Origin of the sequence: Streptomyces sp. NPDC058289, assembly GCF_042880975.1 — a bacterium.
GTDB classification, from domain to species: Bacteria; Actinomycetota; Actinomycetes; order Streptomycetales; family Streptomycetaceae; genus Streptomyces; species Streptomyces stoeckheimensis.
In genome coordinates this window covers 42,134-60,437 of sequence record NZ_JBHVYI010000010.1, presented here as the reverse complement: position 1 = coordinate 60,437, position 18,304 = coordinate 42,134, and the positions used below count along the sequence as shown (strand labels likewise).

18 protein-coding genes are annotated in these 18,304 nt (G+C 73.5%); 4 read left to right on the top strand and 14 right to left on the bottom strand.

What is annotated here, in order from left to right; all coding sequences use genetic code 11:
• Positions 1–103: 103 nt before the first annotated feature.
• From ACFVX6_RS07295 to ACFVX6_RS07280, 4 genes are all read right to left on the bottom strand, one after another.
• Entirely contained in the window at positions 104–1,360 is a 1,257-nt protein-coding gene (locus ACFVX6_RS07295; protein WP_389688886.1) for a sensor histidine kinase, read from the bottom strand.
• Positions 1,361–1,376: 16 nt separating this feature from the next.
• On the bottom strand, positions 1,377–2,096 hold the full coding sequence (locus ACFVX6_RS07290) for a hypothetical protein (protein ID WP_389688884.1): 720 nt from the start codon (positions 2,094–2,096) through the stop codon (positions 1,377–1,379).
• Positions 2,097–2,284: 188 nt separating this feature from the next.
• Positions 2,285–4,336 carry an FUSC family protein gene (locus ACFVX6_RS07285; protein ID WP_389688882.1) on the bottom strand — a complete coding sequence of 684 codons (2,052 nt, stop codon included), beginning with the start codon at positions 4,334–4,336 and terminating at the stop codon, positions 2,285–2,287.
• Positions 4,337–4,429: 93 nt separating this feature from the next.
• Positions 4,430–5,257 carry a hypothetical protein gene (locus tag ACFVX6_RS07280; RefSeq protein WP_389688880.1) on the bottom strand — a complete coding sequence of 276 codons (828 nt, stop codon included), beginning with the start codon at positions 5,255–5,257 and terminating at the stop codon, positions 4,430–4,432.
• Between the two features lie 121 nt (positions 5,258–5,378).
• Here ACFVX6_RS07280 and ACFVX6_RS07275 point away from each other — a divergent pair, with 121 nt between their 5' ends.
• The 3 genes from ACFVX6_RS07275 (at position 5,379) to ACFVX6_RS07265 (ending at position 6,806) form a co-directional block, all read left to right on the top strand.
• Positions 5,379–5,852: an RrF2 family transcriptional regulator gene (locus ACFVX6_RS07275; RefSeq protein WP_389689005.1), complete on the top strand. Its 474-nt coding sequence runs from the start codon at positions 5,379–5,381 to the stop codon at positions 5,850–5,852.
• A 62-nt stretch (positions 5,853–5,914) separates the two neighbouring features.
• On the top strand, positions 5,915–6,322 hold the full coding sequence (locus tag ACFVX6_RS07270) for a RidA family protein (RefSeq protein ID WP_389688878.1): 408 nt from the start codon (positions 5,915–5,917) through the stop codon (positions 6,320–6,322).
• A 70-nt stretch (positions 6,323–6,392) separates the two neighbouring features.
• Positions 6,393–6,806, top strand: coding sequence for a hypothetical protein (locus tag ACFVX6_RS07265; protein ID WP_389688876.1), 414 nt, complete (start codon positions 6,393–6,395; stop codon positions 6,804–6,806).
• A gap of 81 nt (positions 6,807–6,887) precedes the next feature.
• Here ACFVX6_RS07265 and ACFVX6_RS07260 read toward each other — a convergent pair whose 3' ends face one another.
• From ACFVX6_RS07260 to ACFVX6_RS07230, 7 genes are all read right to left on the bottom strand, one after another.
• Complete coding sequence (locus ACFVX6_RS07260; protein ID WP_389688874.1) at positions 6,888–9,644, bottom strand: PKD domain-containing protein; 2,757 nt, start codon at positions 9,642–9,644, stop codon at positions 6,888–6,890.
• A 274-nt stretch (positions 9,645–9,918) separates the two neighbouring features.
• Entirely contained in the window at positions 9,919–10,077 is a 159-nt protein-coding gene (locus ACFVX6_RS07255) for a hypothetical protein (RefSeq protein ID WP_389688872.1), read from the bottom strand.
• A 135-nt stretch (positions 10,078–10,212) separates the two neighbouring features.
• The gene (locus ACFVX6_RS07250; protein ID WP_389688870.1) at positions 10,213–10,548 is read right to left on the bottom strand and encodes a hypothetical protein; all 336 of its coding nucleotides are present in this window, start codon (positions 10,546–10,548) and stop codon (positions 10,213–10,215) included.
• Positions 10,549–10,735: 187 nt separating this feature from the next.
• Positions 10,736–11,413: a hypothetical protein gene (locus ACFVX6_RS07245; RefSeq protein ID WP_389688868.1), complete on the bottom strand. Its 678-nt coding sequence runs from the start codon at positions 11,411–11,413 to the stop codon at positions 10,736–10,738.
• A gap of 373 nt (positions 11,414–11,786) precedes the next feature.
• Positions 11,787–11,960, bottom strand: coding sequence for a hypothetical protein (locus ACFVX6_RS07240; RefSeq protein ID WP_389688866.1), 174 nt, complete (start codon positions 11,958–11,960; stop codon positions 11,787–11,789).
• Positions 11,957–12,844, bottom strand: a complete 888-nt coding sequence (locus tag ACFVX6_RS07235) for a hypothetical protein (protein WP_389688864.1) — start codon at positions 12,842–12,844, stop codon at positions 11,957–11,959. The genes ACFVX6_RS07240 and ACFVX6_RS07235 overlap by 4 nt, the downstream gene beginning before the upstream one ends.
• A 36-nt stretch (positions 12,845–12,880) precedes the next feature.
• Positions 12,881–14,104, bottom strand: a complete 1,224-nt coding sequence (locus ACFVX6_RS07230) for a 3-oxoacyl-[acyl-carrier-protein] synthase III C-terminal domain-containing protein (protein WP_389688862.1) — start codon at positions 14,102–14,104, stop codon at positions 12,881–12,883.
• Positions 14,105–14,237: 133 nt separating this feature from the next.
• Between ACFVX6_RS07230 and ACFVX6_RS07225 the strand changes: the two genes are divergently transcribed.
• Positions 14,238–15,719 (top strand): hypothetical protein, encoded by a 1,482-nt coding sequence (locus ACFVX6_RS07225; protein WP_389688860.1) that lies wholly within the window; start codon positions 14,238–14,240, stop codon positions 15,717–15,719.
• 204 nt (positions 15,720–15,923) lie between these two features.
• Here ACFVX6_RS07225 and ACFVX6_RS07220 read toward each other — a convergent pair whose 3' ends face one another.
• From ACFVX6_RS07220 to kdpC, 3 genes are all read right to left on the bottom strand, one after another.
• Positions 15,924–16,478: a GNAT family N-acetyltransferase gene (locus tag ACFVX6_RS07220; protein ID WP_389688858.1), complete on the bottom strand. Its 555-nt coding sequence runs from the start codon at positions 16,476–16,478 to the stop codon at positions 15,924–15,926.
• Between the two features lie 43 nt (positions 16,479–16,521).
• A complete protein-coding gene (locus ACFVX6_RS07215) occupies positions 16,522–17,463 on the bottom strand; it encodes an SMP-30/gluconolactonase/LRE family protein (protein WP_389688856.1) in 942 nt (313 codons plus the stop codon).
• A 157-nt stretch (positions 17,464–17,620) separates the two neighbouring features.
• Positions 17,621–18,253, bottom strand: coding sequence for a potassium-transporting ATPase subunit KdpC (gene kdpC / locus ACFVX6_RS07210; RefSeq protein WP_389688854.1), 633 nt, complete (start codon positions 18,251–18,253; stop codon positions 17,621–17,623).
• Between the last annotated feature and the right edge of the window lie 51 nt (positions 18,254–18,304).

Here is an 18,304-nt window from a genome sequence, read left to right as displayed (position 1 = left end):
AAACCGTGGTGCCGCCTCCTGCGCTCCCTCGCCCCCCCGGTGGTGTGTTTCCGGGGGGGGGGGGGGGTGGTTTTCCACCCCCAAAACCCCCCCCCGCCCCCGCTCAACTGCCGTCCGGCAGGCGCCCGACCGGCAGCAGGAGCGTGGTCACCGCGCCCCCGTCGGGGGCGTTGGAGAAACGCAGTTCGATCTCCAGCACCTCCGCGTGCCCGGCCGCGATGGTCAGGCCGAGCCCGTGGCCCCGTCCGCGGCCCGGATCCCCGGTGCGGAAGCGCCGCGGCCCCTGCTCGATCAGCTCGGCCGGATAGCCGGGCCCGTGGTCGCGTACGGTCACCAGCGGGCCGGTGACGGTCACTTCGACCGGTGGCCGCCCGTGCTTGTGGGCGTTGACCAGCAGGTTGGCCAGGATCCGGTCCAGTCGGCGCCGGTCGGTGAGCACCACCGCGTCGCGCTCGATCCGTACCGCGACGGGCAGTCGGGTGCTCGCCGCCGCCCGCTCCACCGCGCGGCCGAGCTCCACCCGCGCCAGGTCGGCCCGTTCGACGCCCGAGTCCAGCCGGGAGATCTCCAGCAGGTCCTCGGTGAGCAGGTGCAGGGCCTTGAGCCGGTCGTTGATCATCTCTTTGGGCCGGCCCTCGGGCAGCAGCGCGGCCGCGGCCAGGGATCCCGTGAGCGGGGTGCGCAGCTCGTGCGCGACGTCCGCCGTGAACCGCTTCTCCGCCTCCAGCCGGGCCTGGAGCGAGGCCGCCATCGAGTCGAGGGCCTGGGCCACGTCCCGTACCTCGTCGCGGGAGCGCGGGCGCGGCCCCTCCCCGTCGGCCGGGAAGCCGACGCGTGCGTCGAGGTCCCCGGCGCTGATCCGGCGGGCCACGGCGGCCGTGGTGGCGAGCCGGCGGCTGATGCGGTTGGCGAGGAAGATGCCGGCGAGTGCGACCACCCCGGCGGCGAGGACGGCGGAGACCAGGATGGCGGTGTCGATCTCCCGGAGCCGGGTGCGGGTGCTGTCGTAGGGGACCCAGACGGCGAGGGGCTTGCCGTCGGCGGGTCCGGCCGCCCACATGACCGGTTTTCCGTCCTGTTCGCCGGTCATGCTGCCGGTCAGTCCGCGCGCGACCAGTGCGCGCAGCGGGGCCGGGAGTTCGGGCGGGTCGAGTGCGCTGTTCCCGTCGCCGCGCGCGGTGCCGTACTCGTACTGGCCCAGGGCGTAGTCCAGCTCCCGGTCCACGTCCTTGCGGACCTCGCCGACGAGCTGGCGGGCGACCACGTTGTGCACGAGGATCCCGAGCGCGGCCGCGACGGCGCAGCACACCGCCGTGGTGGTCATGGCGATCTTCCAGCGCAGGCTGCTCGTCCGACGCATCGGGGACCCGGCCTCCTCAGCCGCCGCCGGTGCCCGCGGCCGGGCAGGGGGAGGCGTCGCCCTGGTTCGGGCACTCGTCGAGGGTGAGCTGGTCGAGGTTCATGATCCCGGCCTCCGGGTCCCACACGTAGTCGGAGATGGAGACCTTCTTCGGGTTCGAGGTCGGCTCGCGCACGGCCAGGTGCTCGGCGGCCACCTCCACGCCCTCCAGGACACCGCGCCGGGACAGGACGCGGGCGATCGTCCCGTCGTCCTGGACGGTGTAGACGCGCAGTTCGCTGAGCCGGCCGTCGATGTCCAGGGCGGTGATCAGCTCCGCCCTGCCGTTGCCCGTCACGTCGGCGAGCACCGCGGGCCGCACGGGGCAGTCGGGGCCGCCGTCCACAGCCTGTGTACAGAGCGCGATGCGCTGGATCGCGCGGGGGTCGACGAGCCGGCCGGTGCCGGCGTCCGCGGCGTTGGCGGCGGTGATGTCGGCCCGTACGACGTCCACGGCGTTCACGCCCCGCATGGACAGCTCGGGGACCTTGGCGAGACCGGGGACGGCGGTGGCCGTACCGGACTGCTGGCCGGGGGCCGGGGGGTCGGGACGGATGTCCTTCCACAGGGTGCGGGGGGCGTGCGCCGTGCCGAGGTCGCCGTCGTCCTGGAGGCCATCCACGTCGGCGCAGCCCGTCGCTGCCGACAGGGCGGCCGCCAGGAGGAGGACCCGGCTGCGCCGGAGGAAGGGCCTCATGTGCTGATGCTCCCCCGGCGGGAGCGGGGCGGCCCGGGGGCGGGGCCATTGGGGGGACGGCGCGGCGCCGCTGCCAGGGCTCCGCCCCCGGACCCCCGCGCCTCGAACGCCGGCGGGGCTGGAGAGACCGAACCTCCGCGGGGTTGAAGGGACCAAACGTCCCCGAGGCCGAAGCGTCCGAACGCCCGCTAGTCGCGGGTGGGGTCCGCGATGGCTCGGGCTGCTGCGAGTTCCTGGCGGACCGGGGAGAGGACGGAGGTTTCGTCGACCTCGGGGGGTGGGGCGGGGCGGAGCTCGGTGGGGGTCCGGACCCGGCGGACGCCCAGGGCCAGGGCGCGGAGGTCTTCGGCGATCGCCTCGACCTCGTGGGCGCCCGGGGGCTGCGCGCCGTGGTTGACGCGGACCCGTGCGGCCGTCGTCGCGTCGACGATCCGCTCGACGGCGACCACCAGCGGCCACCACACGGCGGCCCGTTCCCCGGTCGGCGGCGGCTCGGTCAGCGCCCGCTGGAACTCGCTGCGCACGCCCGACAGCTCCCGGTAGATGCGGCGGCGGGCCTGGAGCCGGGCGGTGCGGGCCGCCCGTTGGCCCGCTTCGGTGTCGGGGGTGGAGCCGAAGGCGCGCTCCACGTACCGGGCGGCGTCGTCGACCGCGTCGGCGAGCCGGTCGCCGAGCCGGGTGTGCCAGCTCTCGGGCCAGAGCAGGTACCCGGCGATCAGGGTGATGGCGCAGCCGATCAGGCTGTCGAGCAGCCGGGGCCGGACCAGGTCGAAGCCCTGGTGGTTGAGCAGGTCGGACAGGAGCAGGATGACCGGGGTGATCGCCGCGGTCTGGAAGGCGTAGCCCTTGACCGAGAAGACGGGGATGAGGGCCGCCAGGACCACCATGACGGGCACGTCCCACCACCCCCGCGGCACCTCCGAGAGCACGGCGGCCGCGATGACGAGCCCGCCGGCGGTGCCGAGCGCGCGCAGCACGGCCCGGGAGAACACCGAACCGAAGTCGGGCTTGAGGACGAAGGTGACGGTCAGCGCGACCCAGTAGGAGCGCTCGATCTCCACCACCGATACGAGGGACTGCGCCAGCCCGATGCACAGCGCGAGCCGCAACCCGTAGCGCCAGGAGGCCTCGGAGAACATCATGTCGCGCACCGCCCGGCGGGCCCGGACCCGCAGCGCGGCGGGCCGGCCGAGCCGGTCGTCGACGTCTGGCATGTCCGGCTCGGCCAGCGGAACGATCGTCGCGGCGTGCCGCAGGGCCGCGTCGATGGCCCGCTCGGACTGGCCGTCGGGCGCGGGCAGGTCCAGTACGGGGGTGTGCGTGCGGCCCTCCTCGACGGCCGTCGCCAGTTCCCGTACGGCCGCCGGGATCGCGGGGGAGAGGGGCCTGCGGCGCAGGTGCGCGGCGGGCGCGGCCTCGACGAGCGGGATCACCACGTTCAGCTGGGCCAGCATCCGCACGAGCGAGGGACTGTGGCCGTGCACCCGGGCCCGGCGGCCCAGCACCAGGTCGTAGGCGTGGTTCAGGGCCTGGGTGAGCTGCTGGCGGCGCTCCTCGTACGCGGGTCCCGGTCCGCCCGCGGCCTCCAGGATGTCGGCCAGGGCCCGGTAGGCGGCGGCGACGGCGGCCCGCTCCGGCTGCCGGCCGCGCAGGGGCCAGCCCAGCAGGGTCAGCAGGAGGACGAACAGTCCGCCGGCGCTCAGCAGCAGCGGAGCCGTCCACCAGGGACTGGGCATGGGCAGGCCGGCGCCGACCACGGCGTTCAGCAGGAGCAGCAGCCCGGAGACGGAGGCGACCGTGCCGATGGAGGAGATCATCCCGGAGACCAGGGCGATCAGGGTGAGGACGCCGACCGCGACCCAGCCGTGCCCGAAGACCAGGGTGCCCAGTGCGACGCCCACGGCCCCGAAGAACTGGGGCACGGCGATGTTCAGGATCCGCATCCGGTAGGCGTCCGCGGTGTCGCCGATGACCCCGGACAGGGCGCCCATCGAGACGAGCGCGCCGTACTCGGGTTCGTCGAGGGCGAAGCCGACGGCCAGCGGCAGGGCCATGGCGACGGCCGCGCGCAGCGCTGCGGCCCAGGGGATCGGCGCGGAACTCGGCCGCAGCCCCTTCAGCAGCCAGGGGGGCGGGGCCAGCGGTCCGAACCGTCCGGCCGCCGTCGCCCCGGCCCGTCCGGTCGGCCCGCGCCGTCCGGCCCGCCCGGGCGGTATGTCTTCGGTGCGTTCGGTGCTCATTCCCGCTTCCGTGCTGCCGCTCGTGAATCGGTTCTTCTGTGCTGCTCTAAGGATTCTTCTACGGATTTGCGTGCCAATCCGCCCGTTCCGAGCTTATGGGGTGCGGCGCAGTCGGCCCGTCAGCCAGGCGGCCAGCGCGGCGGCCAGTCCGACGGCCAGCACCACCCACACGGTGGTGCGAAGGAACGCGGTGAGTGCGTCGTACACCGCTTCGGCGGCCGCCCGGTCGATGTCGGCCGGCAGGTCGTCCAGGGTGAGGCGGCGACACAGGACCACGGCCACCCACAGCAGGACGGCTCCGACGGCCAGCCCCAGCCCGGTGGCCAGGACGGCCCGGCGGCGCCGGACGGCGACGGCGATGGCGACCGCGGCGAGCACCACGGTGAGCACGGGGAGCCAGACCCCGGCGATCTGCAGCATGCGGAAGCCCTTCCGGAGCGCGCCGAGGTTGTCGTACTCCATGACCTTCACCGAGAGGTGGGTTTCGGGGATGCGGTCGGCGAACGGCACCCCGTTGTCGATGAGATCGCCCTTGACCCGGGCGATCACGGGAGCGAGATCGATGGTCACGGCGTTGCCGTCACCGGTGGTGAGTGCGTGGAAGAAGGCTCCGTGGGCGGCGCGGTTCGCCGCGTCCCAGGCGGTTCGGTAGGCCGGGGTGCCGACGAAGGAGCGCAGGGCCTCGCCGAGCAGGGCGTCGACCCCGCCTTGGAAGGGGCCGGCGTCGATCTGCCCGGAGAGGGCCCGGCCGGCCTGGGTGACGACGAGGTTCTGCACGGCGGGATCCGAGGCGAGCGGGGACATCGCCGCGGTGTAGCGGTCGGCGCTGCCGAGCTCGTGATCGGCCCAGTACGCGACGGCGCTCGCGGGCACCAGCAGGGCCACGAGCGCGATGAGTACCGCCGAGAGGAAGGTCCGCACGTCACCAGGGAAAGGGGGCCGGGCGCGCGGCGCGAGCCGGATTGCTGCGGGCGGGTGGTGCGGCCCGGGCGTGTTCCTCTTGCGAGCAGTAATCTGGACATCTAATATCCAGATTATGAAGATGAGTGAGGGCGTCGAATGGGCCCTGCACAGCTGCCTCAACCTGGCCTGGAGCGGTGACGGCCGGGCGGTCTCGGCGGCCCGGCTGGCGGCCTGGCACGAGCTGCCCGCCGCCTACCTCAACAAGCAGCTCCAGGCCCTGGCGCGGGCGGGCATCGTCAGCTCCACCCCCGGCCCGCGGGGCGGCTTCCGCCTCGCGCGCCCGCTCGATTCCATCTCGCTCATGGACGTGGTCGCCGCGGTCGAAGGGCCGGACGAGGCCTTCCGGTGCGCGGAGATCCGGCAGCAGGGCCCCGGCGCCGGCGAGGAGCCGCCCGCGGCCGACTGCGCCATCGCGCACGCGATGGGCCGGGCCGAGCTGGCCTGGCGCCGAGCGCTGGCCGCGCAGACCCTCGACGAGATCCGCCAGCAGGCCGAACGGCAGGCACCCGAGGCCCCCGAGCGGCTCCGCGCCTGGCTCGCCGAAGCCCGCTAGACCTGCGTGCCGCCCTCCTTTTTGGACATCGCACATCGGGACAACCGACCCTGGAGCTTGGAATGACGCGCAGCATCACCAACCCGGCAGAACTCCACGACCCCACCGGCTACGGCTACAGCCACGTCGTCTCCGCGCCCGGAGAGCAGGTCTTCATAGCCGGCCAGTACGGATCCGACCCGACCGGCCACGTGGTCTCCGACGCGTTCGACGCCCAGGTCGGGCAGGCCTTCGCGAACCTCCGCACGGCACTGGAGGCCGTGGGCCTGGGCCTCGGCGACGTGGTCCGCATCGGGACGTACGTCGTCGGGCACGACCAGCAGAAGCTGGAGGTGCTGCTGAAGCACCTGCACGCCGCCTGGGGCACCGAACTGCCCGCCCAGACGCTGATCGGCGTGGCCGCGCTCGCCCTGCCGGACATGCTCTTCGAGATCGACGCGGTGGCGGTACGGGCGGCCCCCGGCGCGTAGGCACGGACTGCTCCGGTTGCCGGTCCCGGGTTGCGGGTGTGCCCTGGAGGATGGGAGAGAGGAGCCCGTCATGGCACATGCGGCACCCACCGCCCCCCGGGGGCACCGGCAGCCGGCGTCCGGTACGGCGGCCCACACGAGCAGGTCGGCCCTCGCGCGACCGCTGCTCATGGGACTGGTCTACGGCGTCTACGCCGCCTTCATGAAACGTCAGATGGGGCCCGTCGACGCGGGCAACGTCTTCTACGGGATCCTGTGCGGCGCGATCTTCGCCGCCTGCCTGGTGGCCCTGGCCCGGATCGGCCCGCGGCTGGCGCAGGAGCCGCACGCGGCGGCGTACGGGATCTTCGCGGGCATCTCCTTCGGCTACCTGTACAGCCTGGCCGGCGAGTCCATCCTGAAGAGCTCGGGCCTGGGCCTGCTCGTCGGTGCGGCCGTCGGCGCGGCGGCCTTCTACCGCTACCACAGCCGTAGCGCGACCTAGGTAGACCGAAGAACGTACGCCGAAGCCCCGGCTCCCGCGCATCGCGGGGGCCGGGGCTTCGGTGTGCGTGCGGCGGGGGCGTCAGCCGGTCGTGAAGTAGCCGAGGAGGTCGGTGATCACGTGGTTGGGGCCGCCGTAGCTGTTGAAGATGTTCACCTTGCCGCCGGTCCCGACGGGGGTGGTGACGTGGTTCGGGACCGTGAGGCCCGGGAGGGTGTTCAGGCTGCTGGCTCCGGGGAGCTTGCCGCCGTAGCCGTACGCGGTCAGGAAGCCCGGGGCGGTGGTGTCGGTGGCGGTGATGTTGAGGACCGCGCCGAGGGCGTTGGCCGGGAGGCCGGAGACCGTGGTGGTGGCGCCCGGGGCGACCTTGCCGGTCGTACGGGTGTCGGCCAGGCGCTTGGGGATGACGGGGGTGAAGAGGGCCTTGCCGTCCTTGCCGTAGTAGCCCACCGCGTCCAGGATCAGGTGGGTCGAGCCGCTGTTCGTGAACAGGGTGATGGTGCCGTCGGGGCCGACCGGGACGATGGCCTGGTTGGACTTGTCCTTGCCCGGCTGCACGTTCAGGTTGGAGGTCGCCGGACGCTTCGCCGGGTCCGGGTAGGCGATGACGTGGGCCGGCTGCGTCGCACCCGTGCCCGTCAGGTTCAGCGCGACCGCTTTGGCGTCGGCCGGGATGCCGTTGACGCCCGCGACCTTCACCGTGCGGGTCTTGGCGCCGGGCAGCGCGCCGCCGGTCGTACGGGTATCCAGGACGCGGGTCGGGGCCAGCGGGGAGAAGCGGTCGCCGGCGTTGGGCTGGTAGTAGCCGACGAAGTCCACGATCAGGGAGGCACTGCCGGAGTTCAGCTGTGCCTGGATCTTGCCGTCCGCGCCCACCGGCACGGTGACCGTGTTGGACGAGGTGCCGCCGGTGCGGACGTTCACGTTCGAGGTCTCCGGCCGGGCCTGGCCCGAGGGCCAGATCGAGAGGTGGGTGTCCTGGGTGGCACCGGTGACGGTCACGTTCAGGACGACGGCAGCCATGCCCCCGGCCGGGAACTGCCTCGGCACGGTGGCGCCCCTCAGCAGCTCCACGGAACGGGGCGCCCCGTGTAGGACGGGGTTGCCGGAGTAACGGGTGTCCAGCAGCCGGAACGGCGTGGTGGCCACGTACCCGGACGCGGCATAGCCGACCTGTGCGGTCCGGGAGGCCGTGGACTGCGCGCCCTTGACGTCGTACACGGTGACCTTCACCTCGTACGTGCCGGGCTGCTTGTAGCTGTACGTGGCGGTCTGAAGGCCCGGACGGGACAGATGGGTGCCGTCACCGAAGTCCACGTCCACTCGCGAGACCCCCCACGGGGCGACGGTCGTGGTGGTGTCGACCCGGAGGGTCAGCGGTCGGACGACCCGGTTCGGGTCGTGGTCCGGAGCCGGCAGGACCGGCGTGGCGGTGAAGGCGGTGGCCAGTTCGCCGGGGGCGGTCGCCCGGACCGTCTCTTCCTTGGAGATCTTCTTGCCGATGCCGTTGGTCGCCGTCGTCTTGACCACACACGCGCACGGTGAGCCGTAGACGTGCGTGACGTCGGCCGCGTCGCCCGGCCGGACGACGGCGGGTGCCGTCCCGTCACCGAAGTCCACCGTGTAGGTCATCGTGGTGGGCCATGTGCTGTCCGAACCGGGATTGAACGTCACCTTGGTGCCGGCAGGCGCCCAGGGATGGTCGATCTTCAGCCGGACGTAGTGGAATCCGTCGTTGGTCTCGGTGGCGCCGCGGTCCAGGTAGGCGCCGTCCTTGCCGGTGTTGGGCACGCGCGGGTCGTCCGTGGTGGGATGCCCGTTCTTGTCGACGGGCAGGACGCCCGGCGCCGTCGCGTCGGCGGAGTCGATGAGCGGCGAGTCGGCCTCGGCGAGGCCTGCGACCGTGGGGAGCAGGACGTCGCGCGCGCCTTGCCCACTGGCGGCCAGGAATGCCGCCGCGGTCGGATATGTGGTGCCGGCCCACTGATAGGCGACCGTGGGGTAATCCTTCGCGCCCACGATCACGTTGTAGTCGGCGCGGGTCCCGGACGTTGCGCTCTGCGCCACGGAGAGCTGGGGGGTCGTGCAGGTGGTGTTGCCGGCGGCCATGAGCAGGTTGTTGAACACCGAGGATCCGCTCGAGGCGCCACGGACCTCGACGGTCTTGTCGCAGCTCTCCACGCCCTCGTCCGCGTCGGTGAAATTGTTGATGTCGTTGTTGGTGATGACGGTGCCGGGCGCGTCCACCACGGAGAGCGGCCCCGTACCCGCCAGGGCGTTGCGGCTGAGGACGGTGCGCTGGGCGCCTGCGATCACGGCCCTGTCGAGCGAGCTGCGGCTGACGCGCACGTCCGTGCTTCCCTCGCCGACGCCGAGCGAAGCGCCGCCCACTACCTCCGTACTGCGGACCTCCACCTCCTCCAGCACGACGTCGTGGGAGCTGCTGATGCTCACACCCGTGCGCGCCCTCAGCCCCTGGACCACCACGTGAGAGGCTCCGCTGATGGCCAGCGTCTGGATGCCGGGATCGTGGAACTCGTTCTCGGGGGTGAAGGCGAAGGTGATCGGCTTGCCCGGCGCGCCCGAACGGTCGACCGTGAGGGCCGGCTGCTCCAGGAAGCGCGCGTTGACGTGCACGGTCTGCCCGGGCTTCGCCGCCTTGGCCGCCGCGGCGAACGTGCAGAACGGGGAGGTCGGCGTGCCGCTCCCGCTGTCCGTGCAGGCGAGGCCGTTTTCGACGTACAGGTCGGTCGGGAGCTCGGCGGCGGTGGCGGCCGGCATGCCGATGAAGGTGACCAGGCCTGCGGTGAGCAGGACCATCGCACGGCTAGGACGCAATGGGGTGACTTCCTTCAACGAGATGCGTACATCGGTCACTGCTGGGACCGCTCATGCCGTCGCAAGGTTGTACGAAGTCCGGGTGCTCTCGAGGATCGGTACTTTCGGTCGGAAATATCAGGACAAAAGGTCGAGGTGGTGGGGTGGGCCGGTGGCTGAGACTGAATGAGGCGCCGGTTCCCGTGCTCCGTGGTCGAACCTCACGTGACCACTCTCCGTTGCCGAGAGCGCGGGAACCGGTGCCTCCTCATGTCCTGATGCCCCTACGCGAGTCCTACGCGGCCGTGTCGTCTCCGGCCGGGGCCTCGGCGGTGGTCTGGGCGGTCTTGGGGGACTCGGGTTCCGGCTGGCGTGCGGGCGGGGCCGGCGGGGAGAAGCGGGAAGCCTCGGCGCGGAGCATGGCGTTCAGGGCGAGGTACGGGTCGAAGGGCATGGCGGAACCTCACGGTGTTTCGGGGGTGTGGGGGGACGCGCGCCCAGGGCACTCGGGGGCCAGGGGGCAGCGTGAGCTGCCGGGTGTACCCGTTGTGTCGGGTGCGCGGTGCTGCTGCTCGGACGCTCGGCCCGGTCAGCAGCGCAGGACCACACTCCGTACCGCCCGCAGGGATGCCGCCGGTGCGGCGGCCCCCGCCGGGTGCGCGAGCGCCTTCGGGGGACCGGACCGGGGAGGTTTCACGTGAAACACCGGCCGTTGCAGGCCCCGTACGCCGGGGACACCGCGCGCGGGCACCCGTACGGCCACCCGTACTTCGGGATCGCCGGCCGGATCGGCCGGTGCCTCGGTGGGCTCGGCCGGGGCGGTGGGGGCGGAGCGGGAGCCTTCGGCCGTCGCGGTGGACGGGCCGGCTCCGCCGACGCCGAACAGGCACAGCAGCAGGGCGCAGAGCACCGTCAGGGCCGTCATCAGGGCCCTGTTCGGTGCCGTCGGCGCATGCCGAGCATGCGGCGTACTGCTCATGCGGAGGGTGTGCCCCGACATGCGGGCCGACTCTCCGCCGGGGCCGCAGCATCCCTCGACCGGGGGACGAAGACACCCCCCACGGCTGTCAGGTGGCCGCAGGGGGTGTCCGTCTTCCGGGGGCCGCGGCCGGTCAGCGCAGGGTGCGGCGGTGGCCGGTGAGGCGGGCCAGGACGGCCGTTTCGCCGCTGATCAGCCGGAGTTGGGCCCGGCCGGACGGTCCGCCCCGCCCGGAGATCCCGGGGGAGACCCGGGTCACGGTGAACACGGCCGTACGCCGGTCGGCGCGCGCCACCTCGATCGTCTGCCCGCGCCGCAGTTCGCCGAGCCGCGGCAGGTCTCCGGAGACCACGGCGGTGCCGGCCGCGCCCGGGGCCGGGCCCGCGGAGTCCCACACCGCGCTGTCCTGGACGGGGGGCTTGGCGTCGGCGGCGCCGACTTCGAGGTCCGCGGCGTAAGGCCCGCGCAGCTCGCCCGGCCCCGCGTCCGTCCCGCCGGGCGGGGTGCCGACCGTCAGCGGTACGTCCGTTCCGAGCGCCGGGATCACCAGGCGCAGCGGCAGCGAGGCCGGAAGGGCCGTGGCCCCCGACCGCCCGGGCCTACGGGCGCCCTTGCCGGTGGTGTGACCGCCGGAGTGCTCCAGCTGCCGGGCCAGCCGGCGCGGTCCGGACAGGCCCAGGACCCGCGAGGGCAGGGCGTCGCCCGCGGTCGGGGCGGCCGGACGGCCGCCTTCGGTGGTGCGCAACACCCCTAGGCCGGTGCACAGCAGAGTCACCGTCAGTACGCCGACCACCCACTTGGCGCGGGGCATGGGAATCCCTCCTGGTCCGGCTCGGGCGGCCGGTCCCGAGAGCAGTGGACCCTTCCCTGCCCTCCGGCGGCGCGCGAAACACGGAGAACTGACGTCACGTCATCGCTGTGACGGGCTCTCGCCGACACGTCTTCGCAGATGGAGGCCGGTGGGCCGGGGCCGGACCGGGTGTGGGGGGCGTGCGCCCGAACGGGTGAGAACGTCAAGGGCGAACCTTGGGCGTGTCGGATCGAGGGCACGTTCTGCCACATGCGAAAACCTGTCAAACAGGACGATATGACGGGCCGTCGGCCGGAGTTGCGGGGTGAGGTCGGGCGGCTTGTCCTTGGATCATGAATGATCCATACGCATATGCCCTGGCCATGGGGCCCCATTACTTTCCGACCTTCCCGACCCGGCCCGCCCCGGATTCCCCCGCGGGTGTGGAGGCCGCCTTCATCGGCGTCCGGCCGTTGCCCAGGAAGCGCTCCGAGGCGGCCTCCCGCAGCGCGTCCGCCAGACCGTCCACCACGCGCCGCTCCCGCCAGGGGCGCTCCGCCGCGCTCACACCCGCTCCGGGGTCCGGGCGGGGCGCCGGACGGGAGGCAGGACGGGCGCTGCAGCCCGGGTGAGGTACCCGGCGCCGAGCGGCGGGCCGTCCAGCTCGGTCGTGGCGACCGCGGGCTGGAGCCCCGACAGGCGCCGCAGCAGTCCGGGGGCCAGCTCCGGGCCGACCGCCCGGGCCAGTACCGAGGCCTCGGTGGGGTGCGCATGCACCCAGCCGATGCGGCGCAGCCCCGACCAGCCCGGTTCCTCGGCGGCCTCCGCCAGGGCGCGGGCGGCGGGGGCCAGGGGTAGCAGCCTGACCGTCGCGGGGGCCCCGGGCTCCGGGGCGCCCGCCGGATCCGGCCGGACGGACTCGGCGACCGCGAGCCGGGTGAAGGCCGGCCGGGGCAGCTCCGCGTGGTCGGCCAGGTCGCTGACGGTCGGGGCCAGGCAGTGCACCCCGGCCGGGAACCCGTCCCGCAGGGCCGCGGCGGCGACCGCACGCCCGGCCGGACCCGCGTCGCCGACGGTGACCAGGTGGAACGCCGTACGCCTCCCCCCTCCGGAGGCGAGGGGCAGCAGCGCGGCCGCGGTGGCGGCGGGCTGCTCCACGCACCAGACGGCGTCGAAGCGGCCGGCGGGCGGGGCGGGCGGGGTGGCAGAAGCCGGCGGGACGGGTGCGGCGCCGGCCAGGACCTCGGCGCCCCGGCGCGCGTCGAGCCGGGCCGCGAGGAGGTCCACGTACTCGGGATACAGCCCGATCAGCGCGAGCTGACGGGCCAGCAGGAGCCTGCTCTGCCGTACGTCGCCGGCGGTGAGCAGGGTCAGGTGGTGGCCGCGGCCGAGCAGCTCGGCGGCGATCCGGATGCCGGTGGGGCTGGCCGCCCCGGCGAGGGCGATGTGCACGGCGGACTCGTTTCGAAGGAGGTGGGGCGCGTGCGTCTACGCGGTGGCGGTGCTTCCGGGGGCTCCGGGTGCCAGGGCGGCCTCGGCGGCGGCCGGGACGGGCGGCAGTGGCGTGGTGACGGTGACCTCGCCGGGGATGCCCACCCGTACGAGGAAGGCGCCGCGCTCCGGACCGGCGCCGATGACGGAGAAGCAGACGGAGTCGCCCGTCCCGATCAGGCCGTTCACCACGTCGGTGTAGAAGAGCACCGGGGTCGCCGAGGTGACGAGGTTGCCGAGCTCGCGGGCGTGCGCGGGAGCCTTGCGGGTGTCCAGGCCGGCGAGCTGGTGGTAGTTCTCGACCAGGGCCGGGCCGGCCTGGTGCGTGTAGATCCGCCGGACCTCGTCCACGAAACCGGGGCGGTGGGCGTCCATGGTCTCCTGGTTCAGCATCATGCCGCGCGAGTAATAGCGGGCCAGCTCCGGTCCGTTGAGTCCGAATGCGGACAGCTCGGCGGAGCCGGGAAAGCCCGGCGGGTGGGCGGCGCCGCCTCCGGGGTAATGGATGAGCGGATCGCTGAATCCGGGCTCGCCCCCGAAATCGAGGGAATCGCGCGAATAGAAACCGAGGCCGGCCTCGAAGCTTTCGTCCCGCTCGAATACCAGGGCGGTCGCGGCATCGGAGAACAGCGCCCCGGAGCACCACAGGGTGTGCGCGAAGGGATGCTCCCCGTCCGCACCGCTGTACTGGGAAATGACGCCGTTCTCGTCGATTCCGATGGGGCTCGCCGCGTTGTACGAGATCACCAGCACGCGGCGGGCCCCCGTCCGCGCCAGGTGCGCGGCGACGCGGGAGAGCCCGCCGCAGCCGGCGCCGAGCTGGAAGGGGGGCACGCTGTCCGGGATGCGCAGGCGTCGCAGCAGGTTGAAGGCGTCCTGGTCGAGCATGATCTCGTACGGGGTGCACGTGGCGACGAAGACGGCGTCGATGTCCCCGGGCTCGGCGTGGGCGGACCGCAGCGCGGCGCGGGCGACGTCGACGACGGTGTCGAGCGAGGCGAAGCGCTCCCGGTCCCAGCTCTTGGAGGTGACCCCGAGTATGCGCTCGATATCGGCGCCGCTGATTTCCTTGCCGGCCCGCTTGCGGTGCGGAATGTGCGCGAGCCGGGCCCATTCCTCGACGGAGATGACCTCGCCGATGTGGGCGCCGACACCGGAAATCCGATAGGGGAACGGGTACGCGTACGCGGCGGGGGGATTGGCCGTTTCCGAGGCAGACATGCTTCTCCGGTCCGTGGAATCCGATGGGGACGGCTCCAGCGAACACCAGCAGGTGGACGGGGAGAAGGGAATGCGGGGGTGCAGTGGTGAAAGCGTTGAATACGGGATCCGGGTCCCTCCCGGGGCGGGCGTCGTGAGCGGGCGGCGGGTGGCCAACGCCTGGCTCGGGGACCTGCTGGCCGAGGCCGGCTGGAGCGGGGCGGAACTGGCACGGGCCGTCAACGGCCTCGGGACCCTGCACGGGCTGGCCCTGCGCTACGACCGGACCGCCGTCGCGCACTGGCTGTCGGGCACCCGGCCGCGCCGGCCCGTGCCCGAGCTGATAGCCGCGGCGCTGACGGAGCGGTGCGGGCGGCTGGTCACCGTCGCGGAGGCGGGCCTCGGTGCGAGCTCGACGGGACCCGGCGTACGGACCGGCCCGGGCGCGGCGGCGGCCGAAGGCGGCGGCGAGGGGCTGCTGCGGCTCGCGCTGCAGGCCCGGGCGGACATGGACCCGCACAGCAGGCCGCCGCTGCTGCGCAGCCCGTACCAGCCGGTGCCGGTGCCCGCCGCGGTGTGGGATCCGGATCCGTATCCGGCGCAGGGCGGCCCCGGCGGCGCGGGCCCGACGGGTGCGGGCGGTGTCGTGCGTCCGGGCACCGGCCTCCCCGAGCTCGCCGCCCGGCGGCATCTCGCGGCGCACGCCGAGCAGTTGAGGGCCCTCGCGGCGAGCTTCTCGGGCCTCTACCTCACCCATGGCGGCGTCCACACCCGCGCGGCCCTGGCGGCCTGGCTGGCCCAGGACGCGGGTGCCTTCGCCGCCCGCCACACGGACGGCCGGGGGCCTGCCGCGCACGGCCGGGGGGCGGCCGGACAGGGGTGCGGGGTGCCGGACGTGTGGCGTGGTTACGCCCAACTCGCGCACCTGCTAGCGGAGATGACGGCGGACGCCGGGTTCCACGGGCTTGCGCAGGAGTACCACGGCATCGCCCTCGGACTGGCCCGGCAGGCCGGGGACCGGCGGATGTACGCAATCACCCTGCGCGCGATGAGCGCGCACGCCGGCCGGCTCGGGCAGTCCGCGCACGCGGTACGGCTCGCCCGGGCGGCGGTGGAGACCGCGCCCGCCGACGGGGAGCCCGGCACGCTGGCGTTCCTCCTGGTCCAGCGCGCGGCCGCGCACGCCCATGCCGGACAACGGGCCGCCGCCGCAGCGGATTTGGTCACGGCCGGCCGGTTGCACGGGCGGCACGCGCTGAACCCGCCCGACGGCCCTTTCGACTCGTACGCCCGGGCCGACCTCGACTTCGCCCGGGCCCGCACCCACCTCGCCCTCGGCGAGTTCCCGGCCGCGGCCGACGCACTGGAACGGTCCCTGCGCGGGCGCGCGGCCGGCCAGCACCGGGCCACCGCGCTCACGCACGCCGCGCTCGCCGAGACCCTGCTGCGCCTCGGGCACCTCACCCGGGCGTGCGAGCACTGGCGGGCGTTCCTCACGGCGGCCCCGGCGGTGCAGTCGCGTGCGGTGCGCGAGGCGCTCGGCCGACTGCTGCGCGACCTGACCCCGTACCGGCGGACGCGGGAGGCGGTCCCGACCGTCGCGATGGCCCGGGCGCTGGCGGAACGGCTGCCGTGAGCGCGGCGGGGGCCGTCGCGGAGCCAAGGGGCGCAAGGCGAAGGGCCCGGCGGGCCGGGTCACGACGGATCGGGCCGCGACGGGCCGGGTCGCGACGGGCCCGGTCACGATGGATCGCGCCGGACCGGATCGCGCCGGATCGGGTCGCGCCGGAGCGGATCGCGCCGGACCTGGTCGCGGCGGCCCGGATCATGGCGGCCCCGCTCAGCGCGCGGCAGCGGCCGCCCGCCGGTAGCGGAGCTCGGGGACCGGGGAGCCGTCCGCGTACTCGACGAGGACACCGCCGTCGGGGCGGAAGCCCGCGCGCTCGTAGAACCGGCGTGCCCGGGCGTTGCCTTCGATCACCCAGAGCCGTACCGCGGGGTAGGGCGCCCGGCGCAGCACCTCGGTCATCAGGGCGCGGCCGACGCCGGTGCCCATGGCGTCGGGCCGCGCGTACAGGGCGTACAGCTCGCCCTCGTCCGGGGCGGTGCCCTCGGGGCCCGTGGTCGTGGCGGGGCCGAAGGCGGCCCATCCGAGCACCGCACCGTCGGGGCCGTCGGCCACGAGGTTGGTCACGGCGCCGGCCGGATCGGCGAAGGCCGCGCGCCGCTGCTCGGCGTACGCGGCGACGCTGAGCCCGTCCAGGTAGGACTGCGGCATCAGCCCGGCGTAGGCGTGGCGCCACGCGCCCACGCGCACGGCGGCGACGGCGTCGATGTCGGACTCGGTCATCTCGCGTACGAAGGGGCGGGCTTGCCCCGCGGCAGTGGCGTCCATGCGGGGAGTGTGCCAGCGCCGTACGGGGCCCGGCACCGGGATTTCAGGGCCGGCCGGAGCCGTCCAGCCAGGGCCTGCGCCCCGGTCCGGTCGGGTGGGTGCCGGTGACGCCCATGACCACCGAGTAGAGGCTGGTCTCCGCGGTGATGAAGAGCCGGTTGCGCTTGGCCCCGCCCCAGGCGATGTTGGACACCGTCTCGGGGACGTCGAGCCGTCCGATCAGGGTGCCGTCGGGGTCGTAGCAGTGCACGCCGTCGCTCATGGCGGCCGCCCAGAGCCGGCCGCCGGTGTCGAAGCGGAGGTTGTCGAAGCGCGCTCCCGGACGGGCCGCCGCGTCGGCGAAGACCTTGCCGTCCGAGAGGGTGCCGTCCTCGCGCACGTCGAAGACCCGGATGCAGCCGCCACGGGTGTCGGAGACGAAGAGCTGCTGCTCGTCGGGGGAGAAGGCGAGACCGTTCGGGGCCTCGAAGCAGTCGGCGACCAGGCGGACTTCACCGGTGCCGGGGTCGATGCGGTAGACGTTGTTGGCGCCGATCTCGCTCTCGGCGACGTAGCCCTCGTAGTCGCTGGTGATGCCGAAGTCCGGGTCGGAGAACCAGATCGAGCCGTCGGAGCGGACCGCGGCGTCGTTCGGGCTGTTCAGGCGCTTGCCCTGCCAGCGGTCGGCCAGCACCGTGACCGTGCCGTCGTGCTCGGTCCGCGTCACCCGGCGGTTGCCCTGCTCGCAGGTGACCAGCCGGCCCTGCCCGTCGAGGGTGTTGCCGTTGGTGTGCCCGGCGTCGCGCCGGAAGACGGAGACGGCCCCGGTCTCCTCGTCCCAGCGCAACATCCGGTCGTTGGGGATGTCGCTCCAGATCACCTGCCGCCATGCGGGTACGTAGACGGGTCCCTCGGCCCAGCGGCAGCCGGTGTGGAGGACCTCGAGCGCGTCGTCCCCGTTCATGCACCGTCCGGTCCGGAACCGGTCGTCGAACATCTCGTACATGAGATTCCCCCTCATCCTGCACGAACCACGCAACCGAATCTGCTTCGGCTCAATGACAACTCTGCAAGACGACATCTGGTTTCTGCAACATCATTCCGAAGGGAGAGGTGTGGATCACAAGGGTCGCTCCTTTCGGGGCGAGGCCAGCCGGTCACCCTCACCGCTTGAGGTCCCGCAGGGCCGTGTTCAGTTCCAGGACGTTGACGCGCGGCTCGCCCATGAAGCCGAGGGTGCGGCCCTCGGTGTGGGCCTTCACCAGCTTCGCCACCTCCTCGACCGACAGGCCGTTGCGCTGTGCGACACGGGCCGTCTGGAGCTCCGCGTAGGCCGGGGAGATGTCCGGGTCCAGGCCGGAGCCGGAGGAGGTCACCGCGTCCGCCGGGATCTGGGCGAGCCGCGGTGCGTAGCCCGGGACGGTGTTGTCGAGCAGGACCTTGGCCTTGGCCTCCTGCACCGACTTCAGCAGCTCCGGGCTGTCCGCCGCCTTGTTGGTGGCGCCGGAGACCAGCAGCTCGTACTGGGTGTTGACGGTGTTCTTGGCGAGTCCTGCCGCCGGGCGGCCCTGGAACCAGCGCAGGTCGTCCCCGTACGACTGGCCGATCAGGGAGGAGCCGACGACCTTGCCGCTCGCGTCCTCGACCTCGGAGCCGTTGGCCTTGCGGCCGAAGGCGGCCTGGGCGATGCCGGTGATCGCGAGCGGGTAGAGGACCCCGCACAGCACGGTGAGGACGAGGAGGGCACGCAGCCCGGCGCCGAGCAGGCGGGTGGTGTTGCCTACGGAGTTGTTCATGGGGATCAGCACGCTCCTAAGTGAGCACAGTCCTAATGCAGCGCAGCCGGT

Excerpts from the sequence above, each read along its gene's own strand:
- ACFVX6_RS07295 (WP_389688886.1), bottom strand. The coding sequence starts at position 1,360 with ATGCGTCGGACGAGCAGCCTGCGCTGGAAGATCGCCATGACCACCACG.
- ACFVX6_RS07290 (WP_389688884.1), bottom strand. The coding sequence starts at position 2,096 with ATGAGGCCCTTCCTCCGGCGCAGCCGGGTCCTCCTCCTGGCGGCCGCC.
- ACFVX6_RS07285 (WP_389688882.1), bottom strand. The coding sequence starts at position 4,336 with ATGAGCACCGAACGCACCGAAGACATACCGCCCGGGCGGGCCGGACGG.
- ACFVX6_RS07275 (WP_389689005.1), top strand. The coding sequence starts at position 5,379 with ATGAGTGAGGGCGTCGAATGGGCCCTGCACAGCTGCCTCAACCTGGCC.
- ACFVX6_RS07270 (WP_389688878.1), top strand. The coding sequence starts at position 5,915 with ATGACGCGCAGCATCACCAACCCGGCAGAACTCCACGACCCCACCGGC.
- ACFVX6_RS07265 (WP_389688876.1), top strand. The coding sequence starts at position 6,393 with ATGGCACATGCGGCACCCACCGCCCCCCGGGGGCACCGGCAGCCGGCG.
- ACFVX6_RS07255 (WP_389688872.1), bottom strand. The coding sequence starts at position 10,077 with ATGCCCTTCGACCCGTACCTCGCCCTGAACGCCATGCTCCGCGCCGAG.
- ACFVX6_RS07250 (WP_389688870.1), bottom strand. The coding sequence starts at position 10,548 with ATGACGGCCCTGACGGTGCTCTGCGCCCTGCTGCTGTGCCTGTTCGGC.
- ACFVX6_RS07245 (WP_389688868.1), bottom strand. The coding sequence starts at position 11,413 with ATGCCCCGCGCCAAGTGGGTGGTCGGCGTACTGACGGTGACTCTGCTG.
- ACFVX6_RS07230 (WP_389688862.1), bottom strand. The coding sequence starts at position 14,104 with ATGTCTGCCTCGGAAACGGCCAATCCCCCCGCCGCGTACGCGTACCCG.
- ACFVX6_RS07220 (WP_389688858.1), bottom strand. The coding sequence starts at position 16,478 with ATGGACGCCACTGCCGCGGGGCAAGCCCGCCCCTTCGTACGCGAGATG.
- ACFVX6_RS07215 (WP_389688856.1), bottom strand. The coding sequence starts at position 17,463 with ATGTACGAGATGTTCGACGACCGGTTCCGGACCGGACGGTGCATGAAC.
- kdpC (WP_389688854.1), bottom strand. The coding sequence starts at position 18,253 with ATGAACAACTCCGTAGGCAACACCACCCGCCTGCTCGGCGCCGGGCTG.